Origin of the sequence: Novosphingobium sp. SG751A (assembly GCF_013149295.1) — a bacterium.
Classification (GTDB): domain Bacteria; phylum Pseudomonadota; class Alphaproteobacteria; order Sphingomonadales; family Sphingomonadaceae; genus Novosphingobium.
The window spans coordinates 274,183-285,899 of the sequence record NZ_JABGCB010000003.1 but is presented as its reverse complement, the minus strand read 5'-3'; the positions used below and the strand labels follow the sequence as shown (position 1 = coordinate 285,899).

12 protein-coding genes are annotated in these 11,717 nt (G+C 61.4%); 8 read left to right on the top strand and 4 right to left on the bottom strand.

What is annotated here, in order from left to right; translation table 11 throughout:
- Nucleotides 1-363 precede the first annotated feature (363 nt).
- Entirely contained in the window at nt 364-1,137 is a 774-nt protein-coding gene (locus tag FHW96_RS05775; protein ID WP_172339571.1) for a hypothetical protein, read from the bottom strand.
- A gap of 277 nt (nt 1,138-1,414) precedes the next feature.
- Between FHW96_RS05775 and FHW96_RS05770 the strand changes: the two genes are divergently transcribed.
- The 4 genes from FHW96_RS05770 to FHW96_RS05755 all read left to right on the top strand — a co-directional run bounded on the left by FHW96_RS05770 (nt 1,415) and on the right by FHW96_RS05755 (nt 4,102).
- The gene (locus FHW96_RS05770; protein ID WP_172339570.1) at nt 1,415-1,630 is read left to right on the top strand and encodes a hypothetical protein; all 216 of its coding nucleotides are present in this window, start codon (nt 1,415-1,417) and stop codon (nt 1,628-1,630) included.
- A gap of 207 nt (nt 1,631-1,837) precedes the next feature.
- The gene (locus tag FHW96_RS05765; protein WP_172339569.1) at nt 1,838-3,187 is read left to right on the top strand and encodes a hypothetical protein; all 1,350 of its coding nucleotides are present in this window, start codon (nt 1,838-1,840) and stop codon (nt 3,185-3,187) included.
- Nucleotides 3,188-3,191: 4 nt separating this feature from the next.
- Nucleotides 3,192-3,527 (top strand): antitoxin Xre/MbcA/ParS toxin-binding domain-containing protein, encoded by a 336-nt coding sequence (locus tag FHW96_RS05760; protein ID WP_172339568.1) that lies wholly within the window; start codon nt 3,192-3,194, stop codon nt 3,525-3,527.
- Nucleotides 3,524-4,102, top strand: coding sequence for an RES family NAD+ phosphorylase (locus tag FHW96_RS05755; protein WP_172339567.1), 579 nt, complete (start codon nt 3,524-3,526; stop codon nt 4,100-4,102). Before FHW96_RS05760 ends, FHW96_RS05755 begins: the two co-directional genes overlap by 4 nt.
- A 70-nt stretch (nt 4,103-4,172) precedes the next feature.
- Here FHW96_RS05755 and FHW96_RS05750 read toward each other — a convergent pair whose 3' ends face one another.
- The 3 genes from FHW96_RS05750 to FHW96_RS25950 form a co-directional block, all read right to left on the bottom strand.
- Nucleotides 4,173-4,526 (bottom strand): serine protease, encoded by a 354-nt coding sequence (locus tag FHW96_RS05750; protein WP_371815649.1) that lies wholly within the window; start codon nt 4,524-4,526, stop codon nt 4,173-4,175.
- A gap of 308 nt (nt 4,527-4,834) precedes the next feature.
- On the bottom strand, nt 4,835-5,110 hold the full coding sequence (locus FHW96_RS25955; RefSeq protein WP_216650788.1) for a hypothetical protein: 276 nt from the start codon (nt 5,108-5,110) through the stop codon (nt 4,835-4,837).
- A gap of 68 nt (nt 5,111-5,178) precedes the next feature.
- Nucleotides 5,179-5,442: a type IV toxin-antitoxin system AbiEi family antitoxin domain-containing protein gene (locus tag FHW96_RS25950; RefSeq protein ID WP_216650787.1), complete on the bottom strand. Its 264-nt coding sequence runs from the start codon at nt 5,440-5,442 to the stop codon at nt 5,179-5,181.
- Nucleotides 5,443-5,865: 423 nt separating this feature from the next.
- Here FHW96_RS25950 and FHW96_RS05740 point away from each other — a divergent pair, with 423 nt between their 5' ends.
- From FHW96_RS05740 to FHW96_RS05725, 4 genes are all read left to right on the top strand, one after another.
- Nucleotides 5,866-7,065, top strand: coding sequence for a DUF932 domain-containing protein (locus tag FHW96_RS05740; RefSeq protein WP_172339566.1), 1,200 nt, complete (start codon nt 5,866-5,868; stop codon nt 7,063-7,065).
- Nucleotides 7,066-7,188: 123 nt separating this feature from the next.
- Nucleotides 7,189-9,315: a ParB/RepB/Spo0J family partition protein gene (locus FHW96_RS05735; RefSeq protein WP_172339565.1), complete on the top strand. Its 2,127-nt coding sequence runs from the start codon at nt 7,189-7,191 to the stop codon at nt 9,313-9,315.
- Nucleotides 9,316-9,376: 61 nt separating this feature from the next.
- Complete coding sequence (locus FHW96_RS05730) at nt 9,377-10,420, top strand: toprim domain-containing protein (RefSeq protein WP_172339564.1); 1,044 nt, start codon at nt 9,377-9,379, stop codon at nt 10,418-10,420.
- Nucleotides 10,421-10,758: 338 nt separating this feature from the next.
- Nucleotides 10,759-11,685 carry a DUF2493 domain-containing protein gene (locus FHW96_RS05725; protein WP_172339563.1) on the top strand — a complete coding sequence of 309 codons (927 nt, stop codon included), beginning with the start codon at nt 10,759-10,761 and terminating at the stop codon, nt 11,683-11,685.
- Nucleotides 11,686-11,717 lie beyond the last annotated feature (32 nt).

The window sequence follows — 11,717 nt, the reverse complement described above, 5'->3', positions numbered from 1 at the left end:
CGCTCGAAGGGCTAGGAACGACAGGTATTGGCGTGAGCCGACATACCCGGCATCGAACTGGAACGACGTGTGTTGGTCGGATTCTGCCTGTTCGAGCGACGCCCAGCCCGCCGCCGGGATCCGCCGCCAAAGCCGCCGTTTGGGACCTTAAGTAGATTTCTCGACACCGGTCGTACGTTCACTTGGCTGGGTCAGACAACGAATGGCTTGATTTGGTCAACGCCTAAGACGCCCTCAAGGTCGGTAAAGTCGGGGTGCCTGGAACGTCCGGCCTTGGGTGATCGAGGCAGATTCACCGACATTCGCCGACGTCCATGGTAAAATGCGTGTCAGGTTAGCGATGGGCCCTACACTGTCGGCCATTCAGCTATGCGGCGCGTGGATACCTTCTATGTCAGCAACAGCATTGCGGATTACAAGCACTGTGAACTCCATGAAAGCGATCATTGCCCGTTCCTCATAAGCGTTATGTTCGCCATTTCCCCGCCCATGGTCTTCCATGCGAAAAAACGAAATGGTCCCTGTGTGAACGAATGCGCTGAGATAGCGATAGAACCTGCGAAAGCTAGCCTGATCCATTCCAAGGCTGGCGATCACGTCATCCTGTATGAAGGGGAGCTTGTCGCCTTTGAGGATCTCACGTTGCCGCCGCGGCTCAAGCGCTTGAAATAGTGGCATAGCGGATAACTTGTCGGCGGGCCCTTGCTGGGCGGCGACAAAATCTGCCGGTTCGGGCTGCCCTTCGACCTCTGCCGTCATACGATAACGGGAGCGATTGTCGACAATCGTGAGCGCCGTAATGCGATATTTCCACAACGCCTCGATTTCAGTCTGCACGCACAGCCACACCATTAGTAGATAGTTTTCCGCCAATCCGCGCACCAGCGTGGCAATCGACCCCAGGTCCCACAGGTTTCCAGAGCCTGACGAAGCCGACTTAGGTATTATGCGGTCGAGCGTCATGCTGGTCAAAACCAGTTTGGCTAGGACGATCGATGACCAGTACTCTCGCCCATGACAACTGGGCGTTCCATTGAGCTTTACCGACAAGCCCACCAATTCACCTACGGTAGCCCGAAAAGCGCGGCGGCTTGTCGTATAGTCAGGAATAGGATGGGTTGGTTCATGGCTCTGCATATTGCTACTTTCGCGCTAATCTACCAACTGAGGCAAATGCGGTCATTCTTGACCTGCTGGTCGCGGCCGCTATCGAAGTGCCTTATCGACTTGGTATGGTGATCGCAATGTCGGCGTATCCCGTCCGGTTGCCTGCGGATTAAAAGTTGGGAAGCTACCCTCGTCACCGGGTTCGTTGCCACTGGCGATCCGGCACAGGAACGTTCCGCCGCAATTGCGCTTCGCCCTATGCCAGAGGCGCATCTGCGCGTTGCTTTTCTGGCGGACTTTCCCCTCGGTGGCACTGATCGGACCGTTTATCGGGCGTTGTGTTCCATGGGTCGGCGGCGCCAACCAGACTTTTTCTCAAGTAGACATCTACAAGCTTCGTGCCCTCAAGGATTATTGCAATAACTTTCACCACGACACGAATCTGGCTTGGCAGACCGAAGCGATCAACAGTCAGGAACTGACTGGCTTCTGCCAGCGCGTCCTGGCTTTTGTACGCAGGTGAGGGTGGCCGTTATCAACGTCCGACGTTCGCGCCTCCGGCCATGGCCTTGGAATGCAGTCGTTCGATTAAGCGCCAATTTCTTTCGGTAGGGAGCGCGCTTGAGGACCGGCAGCTTCCATCTGGTCACCCAAGCTACATACCGTTTGGACCATCGCAAATAATTTTCACGGGATGGTAACCGTGAAAACAATATGCTAAGGTCCAGTTATGGCAAATGTGATTCCCTTCCAGTCGCCGCGAAGCGTATCTACGCCCGCTGAACTCTTCCTGAGGGTCGGTGAGACTCACTACGGTCAGGTTGCTAACCTTTACGCAGAAGGGAGGCTGCCCGTCCGCCGGGCGATCATCGATGCGTCAAAGCTTAAGCATCAGGTTGATTTCATCAAGACACTGCGTGACGACAGAGTCGAGCTTACGCTCGATACCAAGGCGGCCGAACTTGCTGCACTGACCCGCTATCAAGGCAATCCATCCGGTGCACCTTGGGCCGATGGCACCCTGCATCTGTCGCAAGTGTTTGACGAAGCGCGGTGTGAGGCGCTGGCAGAGCATATTGCACAGATCGCTGTCGAGCGCGGATTTGATCGCGTCCTTTCTCCGTCTCACCTCTTGCGCGAGGGCCTGCTCGATCCGTGGTTTGCGATCGATAAGCGACTGTGTGTAGCGTTGCGCAAGGCGCTGGATCAGTCCGGCGGCACCCATATTGCGATCGACTATAACCTGATAATCGAAGAACGTCCGCTCCGAGACGAGGCGGTCCGGTCTGCCCTGCTCCACCAACTCGGCGCGCTTCCTTACGAAAATCTATTGCTACGCGCCTCGCACTTCGGCGCAGATGTTGAGGCGCCGAAGCTACGCGCTTTTATCAACATGCTCGACCGTCTCATGACGGGGGGGCGTCCAGTTGTTGTCGATCATGTTGGCGGCTTGGTGGGGCGCGCGTTGCTCGCATTCGGCGTAGCCAGCGGAATTTCGCACGGGCTTGATGAACATCTGCGGTTCGATGGGACGCCTTGGAGTCGCCTACCCAAGGAAAGCGACAAGGAAGACGAAGGGCGCGGCGGTGCTGCCAAGCGTGTCTCGATTCCGCTTCTCGACCGTTCGCTGACCGTGCCGGAATTGACCGCGTTGGTGAATGCCAAAGGCGGTCAGCGCCTAGTCTGTTCGGATCGTAACTGCTGCCGCAGCCTTGCCGACATGACTAATCACTCCAAACGGCATTCCATCTTTCAGGAGACCAAGGCGTTGAATGCGCTTGGGAACGTGCCGGACCTGATGCGGACGCAACACTTCCTCGACAAGGAAGTTGCTGAAGCTGACCGCTTTGCGCGGCAGATCAAGGAACTGAAGCCCGTCGCCGCTGAACTCAAGCCGCGGCGCGGGCAAAGTCAGGAACAAGCCGCTGAAAGCCTATCGCTTAGGCTCTCCAAACAATCGCTGCGCAATGAGAAGATCCGTGCCACCCTCGAGAATCTCCATTCCGTGCGCGGCCTCTCAGCACCGCGTATCGGACAGGCGCATCTCGCTGATCGAGTACGCGCGGGTGGAAGGTCATAACTTCATGAATGCCGTCACTCGTTTCATTGACAGATTACAGGATGGCGGTGGCCTGAAGGGGACCGATATTGCCAATTTCGCCGATGTATCGTCGGCGACGGTTCACCGCTGGAAGACCGGCTCACACGCGCCTAAGCCGGACGTGCAGTTGCTGCTGGCTCGGCTCCATTACGTGGTGAGCCGCCTCGATGAATATTATACTCCCGAGGAGGTACGAATCTGGCTCTATTCGGATCATCCACAGCTTGAGGGGCAGCGGGCGATTGATCTGATCGTCAGCGACCGCACGGCCGATGTCATTGCGATCCTCGATCGCCTCGATGCAGAGGCCTATCTTTGAGCCAGGACTATCGTCTGCCTCGGCCGCAGGTGTTGCTGGATGCGATCGAGATCGAAACGCCGATCTCGCTGAAGGCTCGGTTGTGGCGCGTGGTGACAGACGGGCGCGATCCGCTAAGTGCCGGCCGATCGGGCGGGCGTTGGGACGACGGCAGTTTCGATGCCTTATACACATCAAGCGAACGCGATGGCGCTCTTGCGGAGGCGTGGTTCCACGCAGCACGCGGTCAGCCCATTCCGCCCTCCAAACCGAAAAAGCGCATCCATCAGGTCAATGCAGAACTAACCCGCGTGCTCGACCTTTCCGGGGAAGGCCGGCTGGCAGCGCTGGGAGTCGATATGCAGCGTTACGGGCAGCTTTCTTATGTCCAGCGCGGTGGTGAATATCCAACCACGCAGCAAATCGGCGAGGTCGCGTTCTTCTACGAATATGAGGCCGTCGTGGTGCCCAATGCGCGCTGGCCGACAAGCAACGTCGTCATTCTGACTGAACATGCCAGCATCTCCGGGCTCAGCGCCGATGAGGGCGAACTGATCGACCTTGCCAGCTGGCGTTCGCTCAACCGGCCGAAGTGAAGCGGGTCGCATACCATTCCTGCGAAGGTGTCCGACCTACATTGCTCATGCTCGTGACGACTAGCATTCATCATTTATAATCTGAAGGAAGGCCGGCGGCGATCCATGAATCGAACTCAGCGATAACGATCGCGAAGTCGCGTTTCTCTTTCGGTCCGCCTTTGTGGATGATCCCGACCACCTGGTAATTGGCGTCGATCACCGGGCCGCCGGACATGCCCTGGATGAATTTGAAGTTCACCTCGAGGAGCTTGATCAGGCTCTTCACCGTGGTCGAGCTGACCGTTCCATCGCGGATATTTACCTTGTCGGCCGGACTGAAGTCGGGATAGCCGATCGCGACGATAGGACCGCCGGTCACAGCGGCGGTCGGGCTTTTGATAAGTTCGTAGAAATCGGTTGTGGGGATTGTGTGAGCCAGGATCGCGAGGTCTCGGTGGATTCAATCGGTACAGCGGAGCCTTTCACGACAGCCTGACTTTGGCGGACTTCGAAATCCTGCCGACCGATCACCCGCTGAAAGTGATCAGAGCTTTCTACGACTCGCTGGAAGATTACTGGATGATGATGGAGTCGGCCCAGCCCAGAACCTTTCCCGTGACCCAGCAAATCGGGCGATCCTATTATCAGCCAATCACCGGCGGACTTTCAGAGCAATTCGACGATCGCTGCTCGGCCATCGAGGTCCAACTCGCCGACGCCCATCTGCTCGACGGACAGGTCCTGGCTGGCTCATGTCATGGCCTCGAGATAGGGCCGGATCACCGATTGGACCCGATCGAGCTGGGCATAACGGTAGATCGCATTGAGGTCCGGCCGGGGTCGGGACTTCATGAAATCGCGCAGGGCCTCGACCGCGACATCGATGCCGATCTTGTTGCGGTGCTTGAAACAGTCGGCGACGGTCTTGGCCGGTACGGTGATGGGCACAGGAACGCCGTCGATGACGTGTGTCTCTACACCCGCCGTCAGAGCTTCGCCGCTCGCGCGAACGATCTTCAGCGCCACGGACGAATTGACCGGTGCCCACTTCTTTTGCCCAAGCATCATCCACACCGCATGGGGGGTTTGCGTGGTCAGCTCGTGGAATTGCAGCCCGAGAGCAGGCAGATGATTCCGCGAGGCTGGATGCGAACAGCCTCGGCCAGGCTCGTCGCACTGTCGACGTCCGCGTCGGCCAGCTTGTAGAGTCCGCGGCCAACCTGTTGAAGGACGCCTTCGTCGCGCAGCCTTTGCAGGGTCGCCCGCGTGACGCCAGCCGCGTCAAAGTCGCGGCCGCGCGCAATGCCGCGGTGACGGACAACCTCCAGGGCCCTTTGTCGATGAGTCGTCGGTTCCATGCGGCGCGATACAAATCCTCTGTATTTATATACAATGACCAAGGTTTTGTATCGCGGAGGCCGGGGGGCGCTGTTCCGCCGGTGCCAACGAAGACCGTGAGGGAAAGCTTTCCCCTGACGGCCAGCCTGAGTCTGGCCGTACCCCTTCAAGCGGGGGCCCCCAACCGCGCGCGTCTTGTCGGGGCCGCGCCTGCGCTCTTGCCTCGGACCAGAGGGCCCGGCGGCGGCGGGCCCACAGGCCCACAGGCCCGCGTGCACGCCGCCATGCCAGCCGGCTTCGTCAAGGGCGCCATCGTTGTTCGGGTCTGTCGGCGCGCCCGATGGGCGCACCATCGACCGGCTCAGAGGAAGAGGAAGGCCTGAAGAACCGTGATGGGTTTAGGCTGAGAGAGATGCTCTCGGCGCCCGTCGCGGAGATGATCCATGGCTACACTTCTATTCCCAACCCCCGCGTCACGCCCGCCCTCTGCCGGCTATAAGGTCGACATCTCACGCGGCGAGCGCATCGGTCGCGTCGCGTCCGAATGGTTCTCGCGTCCCGACGATGAGCGCTTCCTCTCGCTGACCGAACTTCATGCGACCGTGAAGGCCCGCGCGGAGCGCGCGACTACTCGCACCGTCGAAACTCGTGAGGTCCGGGTCGAAGCCAGTCGCGACAACCCCGAACGGCTGGCACTCATCGTACCCGGCCGCGATCAACCCGTTACCCCAACCCATTGGTCGTTCGGCCAGCTTGCCAGCCTGGTTGGCGCACCTGCCGGCTATCTGCGCCAACTTCCGGCACCGTTGGCGGGCATCAACATGCAGCACGGCCTGCTGTCCCACCGTGCCGAGCTTATGAAGACCCTCGAAACCGAGGATGGCCGGGTTGAACTGCGCGCTGTCACCGGCCCAGACTACGGGCGCATCTGGGATCATGAACTGGTCGCTGCGGTCATGAAGATCGCGGGCAACGGAACTGGCGACACGCGCTGGAAAGTGCCAGGCCTGCTCGACTGGTCGACCATGACCTACAATCCGGTGGTTGACATCAGCCAGGACACAACGACGCTCTATGCCAGCGATCGCGACGTCTTCCTGTTCCTCGTCGACGATCTTCACCCGATCGAGGCCGGACGCCTCCCGAACGGCGATCCCGATCTTTTCTTCCGCGGATTCTACACCTGGAACAGCGAGGTCGGCTCGAAAACACTCGGGATGGCGTCCTTCTATCTTCGGGCGGTTTGCATGAACCGGAATATCTGGGGGGCGGAAGGGTTTGAGGAGATCAGCATCCGGCACAGCAAGTTCGCTGCCAATCGCTTCGCGCATGAGGCGGCGCCCGCGTTGGAGAATTTCGCATCATCGTCGCCGGCTCCGTTCATGGCGGGGATCAAGGCGGCGCGCGAATGCATCATCGCCCGCAAGGACGAGGACCGCGAGAGCTTCCTGCGCAAGCGCGGCTTCTCGCGCGGAGAGACCGAGAAGATCATCGCGAGGGTGTTGGAGGAGGAAGGGCGCCCGCCCGAGTCCATTTTCGACTTCGTGCAGGGCATCACCGCGCTCGCCCGCGATAAACCGCATCAGGACGCGCGGCTCGACCTTGAGGGCAAGGCCGCGAAGCTGCTCGTCTCGGTGCGGTGAGCGAACTCCCGGTCTGACCGGCGGCGCGGCTCTCCCCCTCTTAGAGGGAGAGGGCTGCGCCAGATCCATGACGGGTTGAGGGTCGAGAGAGAGCCTCCCGACCGCCCGTCATGGAGAAGACTCATGACCAAGCATGTAAAGATCGTCCTCAGTGGTTCGCGGGACATCCCGTTCAATCAGCTGGTGCTCAGCCAGGCCAACGTCCGGCGGGTTAAGGCTGGCGTCTCGATCGACGCGCTCGCCGTCGACATCGCCCGCCGCGGCCTGTTGCAGAGCCTGACCGTCCGCGTCCAGCGCGATGCCGACGGCAACGACACCGGCCTATTTGAAGTGCCGGCCGGCGGCCGTCGCTTCCGCGCCTTGCAGCAACTGGTGAAACAGCGCCGCATGGCCAAGACCGAGCTGGTGCCCTGCATCGTCCGCGAGGACGAGCATATCTCGGCCGAGGAGGACTCGCTCGCCGAGAACGTGCACCGTGAGGCACTGCACCCGCTCGACCAGTTCCGGGCAATGCAACAGCTCGTCACCCAGGGCACCGACATCGAGACCGTCGCCGCCACCTTCATGACGACCCCCGCCGTCGTGAAACAGCGGATGCGCCTCGCCTCCGTCTCGCCCAAACTGCACGAGGTCTATGCCGACGATGGCATGACTCTCGAACAGCTGATGGCCTTTTCTGTGTCCGAAAACCATGAGCGCCAGGAGCAGGTCTGGGATCTGCTCCAGTCCAGCTACAACAAGCAGCCCTGGTTCATCCGATCGCGGCTAACCGAGGATAAGGTGCGGGCGTCCGACAAGCGCGTGCGCTTCGTCACGCTCGACGCCTATGTCGCAGCGGGCGGCTATGTCCTTCGCGACCTGTTCGAAGCCGACGATGGCGGGTGGTTGCAGGATGTGACGCTGCTCGACCGGCTGGTTGACGAGAAGCTCAAGGCCGAGAGCGCCCGGATCGGTGAGGAAGGTTGGAAGTGGATCGCGGTCGCGGTCGACTTTCCCTACACCTATGATGACGACATGCGCGTGATCGATGGCGACCAGCTCGAGATTACCGACGAGGACGAGGCCAGGCTCGCATCGCTTCGCGAGGAAGCCGAGGCGCTCGAGGAAGAATGGTCGGGCGCGGACGAAGTCCCGGACGAGGTCGATGCCCGCGTCATGGCAATCGACGAGGAGATCAGTGCGATCGTCTCGCGGCCGCTGGTCTATAAGCCGGCGGAGATGGCGCATGCTGGCGTGTTCGTCAGCATTGACGTTGACGGCTCGCTCCACATTGAGCGTGGCTTCGTCCGGCCAGAAGATGAGCCCGCCGAAGAACCGGTGAACGAACATGGCGAGGGTCGGTCCATTGATGACGGCGATAACGGTTCCGAGATCGGCGATGTTGGGGCGGGTCCGATCATCAGTGTCGGCGGCGTGCCGGATACGGCCGTCGAGCCCGAGGAGGAGGACGAGCAGGACGACATGCTTCGTCCGCTTCCAGACCGGCTGGTGACCGAGCTCACCACCCACCGGACACTCGCCTTGCGCGATGCCGTGGCGACGAGCCCGCAGCTTGCATTTGCGGCGGTGCTCCACGCCTTCGTGCTCGACACCTTCTACACCTATGCCGCTGAGAACAGCTGCATGCAGGTATCGGTTCGCAGTGCCGGGCTTGGCATTCACGCGCCCGGCCTCAACGACAGCATGTCGGCGAAAGCGATTGACCAGCGGCATGAGAGCTGGTCGGAGCGACTGCCCGGTGCGCCCGCCGATCTGTGGGAGACGCTGATCGCCTTTGATGCCGATGATCAGGCAGCGCTGTTCGCGCACTGCGCTTCGTTCGGCCTCAACGCGGTGTGGGAACCGGCCAACCGCTACAACGAGGGCCGGGTTTCCGCACGTTCAATCGCGGGCCGGATCGCGCATTCGCACATCCTCGCACGGGCCGCGAACCTCGACATGGTCGCCGCCGGTTGGACTGCCACGATCAGCAATTATCTCGGCCGGGTGACCAAGCACCGAATCTTGTCGGCGGTCGAGGAAGCCAGGGGCGGAGAGGCGGCGGGACGTCTTGGCGGTCTCAAGAAGCCCGAGATGGCAGAGGCGGCCGAAGGCCTGCTCGCCGGCAGCGGCTGGCTCGCCGAACCGCTGCGCACGCCGGCGCCCGAACCGGTGGCGGCAAACGACGGCGAACAGGCCGTGGACGCCGACGGGCAAAATGATCAGCATGGTCTGGACGTCGATGAGGCGTTCGCGGTCGCTGCTGAATAATCGCTCTTGCTTCGGGGCCTGTCCGCAACGGCAGGCCCCATTTTTATTGCGGAGGTGCTTCATGACCGGTCCCGCATCAGACCTGTCGCGCGCCCTGGCGCGCAACGCCGAGGCGGTCTGTCGCCATTATCTCGGCGCTGGCCGGCGCGAAGGTCGATACTGGATTGCCGGCGATGCCCTGGGGTCGCCGGGGCGCAGTCTCTACGTCCGCCTGAAAGGCGACGACCATGGTAAGGGCGCGGCCGGGAAATGGACCGACGCCGCCACGGGTGAACATGGCGACTTGCTCGACCTGATCGGTCTCAATTGCGGGCACCGCGCGCTCGCCGAGACCATCGAGGAAGCCCGCATCTTCCTGTCCTTGCCTCGCGAGCTGCCGGATCTCGATCGGGAAGAACCTCGACGCCCAGCAGGATCGCGCAAGGCCGCACGCCGATTGTTTGCGGCATCGAAGCCGATCGCCCACACCCTTGCCGAAACTTACCTTCGTCATCGCGCCATCACCGGCATGCGGTCGGAACGTCGGCTACGATTCCATTCCCGCTGCCGGTATCGCACCAATGAGGGCGACGCGCTGGACACTCCGAATGCCTTTCCGGCACTGATCGCAGCGGTGACCGACCTCGACGGCACCATCACCGGAGTCCATCGCACTTGGCTTGATTCCGAGGGCACCAACAAGGCATCGGTCGCGACGCCGCGCCGGGCGATGGGCGACCTGCTCGGACATGGCGTCCGGTTCGGCACATCAGGACCGGTCATGATTGCCGGCGAAGGCATCGAGACGATACTGTCACTGCGCATGGCAGTCCCTCGATTGGCGATGATCGCCGGTCTTTCCGCCCCTCATCTCGCGGCGACGGCCTTCCCGCCGGAGTTGCAACGCCTCTATGTCGCACGCGACGACGATCCCGCCGGCACCCATGCGGTGGCGACATTGGCCGAACGCACTCATGCGGTCGGCATCACGATGATCGTACTCGAGCCCCAGCTTGACGACTTCAATGCCGATCTTCGCCAGATGGGGCTCGACCGGCTTCGCGCACATCTTGCCCGGCAGTTCGCTCCCGAAGATCGCGCACGCTTTCTCCTGTCCATGGGTTGAAGCCAGCAAGAGCGAAGGGCCGTGGCAGCGTTATCGGACCGTTCGGAAAGGTCAAATGCTGCCTTACGTCGACGAAGAGCCACGCCTGTCGACCTTCTTGAGAGGGCGACTGAAACGGCAGGCGAGCCTGCCGCGCAACGGCTGCGCCGCGACTATTTTCCGCCGCGCACCCTCTGGGGTCCGCTTTGCATCGCGAAAAAAATAGCCGCAGCTATCGCCGTCCTCCGCTTTGCTTCGGCCCCCGTCGCTTCGCTCGGGCGTGCACGCCCGGTCTGCCCACCGTCCTGTCGTCGCCACGAAGGCCGCGAAAGGCGCGGTCAAACGACGAGGCGACCACCATGACAACCGACCCCGAACGTCCCGACGAACCCGAGCACGAGGAATCCTCGCTCTCCCACCTCCTCCAGGAACTTGAACTTTATGGGCGCAGACCCTTCGAGGACGACGCCGACCCAAGACCATTGCCCGAAGGTCGCCTGGTGGAGGCTGCAGCCGCTGACACCTTCGATGCGATGGTCGCCTGCCTGCAGGATACCCGGCTCGAACCCGATCTCGAAGATTTGCTCTGGGGCTTCACCAATGTGTTCCACCGGGCAGGCGAACGGATCGAACGCGAGCTCGATCGCAACGAGCTCGCGCAGAAACGACTCCAGCGCGAGCAGGACGGCAGTGAGGTCAGGTCGGTCGAGCTTGAAACCGCGATTGCCGAAGGCCGCACAATGATCGAGCGCCGCGACGCGATGGAAGCATTTCGTGAAGCGTTCGCCGACCAGTTCCGCACCCATCTTCGTAAAGCCTGGATGCCGCGAGCGGGGTCGATGGTGAACCGTAAGGCGCTTACCGCCAGCATTGTCGACAGCCGGGATTTCATCAATGCCCGCCGCTGGGCCGAAAGCCATGTGCTGATCCCGCCGGGGGAACGGGTCTATCTCTCCGGAGGCGCCAGCTATAACGATCACCGCACCATTTGGTCGGTGCTCGACAGCGTACTCGCAAAACATCCGACGATGGTCTTGATGCACGGCGGATCGAAGACGGGTGCCGAAAAGATCGCATCGCTCTGGGCCGATCAGCGCAATGTACCGCAAATCCCGTTCGCACCGGACTTCGTGAAGCACAGCAAATCATCGGCGCCGTTTAAGCGCAACGATGTCGTGCTCGCGACCCTTCCGGTCGGCATCATCCTGTTCCCCGGCGGCGGTATTCAGGGGAATTTGTTCGACAAGGCCCGCAAGATGGGCATTCCAGTCTGGCGCTGCGAATGAGGGCCAGCAGAGACGCAGTGCTCTTTCAGCCA

Bases quoted from the DNA above. Each gene is read 5' to 3' on its own strand.
- FHW96_RS05775 (WP_172339571.1), bottom strand. From the start codon at position 1,137: ATGCAGAGCCATGAACCAACCCATCCTATTCCTGACTATACGACAAGC.
- FHW96_RS05765 (WP_172339569.1), top strand. From the start codon at position 1,838: ATGGCAAATGTGATTCCCTTCCAGTCGCCGCGAAGCGTATCTACGCCC.
- FHW96_RS05760 (WP_172339568.1), top strand. From the start codon at position 3,192: ATGAATGCCGTCACTCGTTTCATTGACAGATTACAGGATGGCGGTGGC.
- FHW96_RS25950 (WP_216650787.1), bottom strand. From the start codon at position 5,442: ATGGAACCGACGACTCATCGACAAAGGGCCCTGGAGGTTGTCCGTCAC.
- FHW96_RS05740 (WP_172339566.1), top strand. From the start codon at position 5,866: ATGGCTACACTTCTATTCCCAACCCCCGCGTCACGCCCGCCCTCTGCC.
- FHW96_RS05735 (WP_172339565.1), top strand. From the start codon at position 7,189: ATGACCAAGCATGTAAAGATCGTCCTCAGTGGTTCGCGGGACATCCCG.
- FHW96_RS05730 (WP_172339564.1), top strand. From the start codon at position 9,377: ATGACCGGTCCCGCATCAGACCTGTCGCGCGCCCTGGCGCGCAACGCC.
- FHW96_RS05725 (WP_172339563.1), top strand. From the start codon at position 10,759: ATGACAACCGACCCCGAACGTCCCGACGAACCCGAGCACGAGGAATCC.